The sequence below is a fragment of the Pseudoalteromonas sp. BSi20652 genome, assembly GCF_000239855.1.
Classification (GTDB): Bacteria; Pseudomonadota; Gammaproteobacteria; order Enterobacterales; family Alteromonadaceae; genus Pseudoalteromonas.
In genome coordinates this window covers 1-403 of the sequence record NZ_BADT01000208.1, presented here as the reverse complement: position 1 = coordinate 403, position 403 = coordinate 1, and the positions used below count along the sequence as shown (strand labels likewise).

Sequence of the window (403 nt, the reverse complement as noted above, 5' to 3'; positions counted from 1 at the left end):
TGGTCTTTTTTTATGCGAATAAGCACAAAAAAACGGGATCACTTTGATTTTGAATGCAGTCGTTTTTTCTACGTAGTTTTCGCCAAGGTCATCGAGTTGTTGGCGTAGTTGGTCGATCATGGTGTGTCCTCAAATAGCAGTGCGCAGATATTACCTTATTACCGCGCAATATTTTAGTTTACAGCTGCTATTTAGGATAAATACTCATACCAATAGTAAGAATATGACAAACAAACACAACAGAGGTAAGTACTACACGCATTTTTTGATAATCTTTATGATAGGTTTGCCATTGCGGCGTGGCTTTTTCAAATATAAGTACTAACCAAAAACTAGCACCTAACAAAGCGAGTGCCCATTCGACAGGTAAAAATGATAAAAATGGAACTGGGATAACAGGTAA

At 37.2% G+C, this 403-nt stretch carries 1 pseudogene; it reads right to left on the bottom strand.

Going from position 1 to position 403, the window contains the following annotated elements:
- Positions 1–187 precede the first annotated feature (187 nt).
- Positions 188–403: pseudogene (locus tag P20652_RS19070) on the bottom strand (DUF3429 domain-containing protein); the annotation flags it as partial.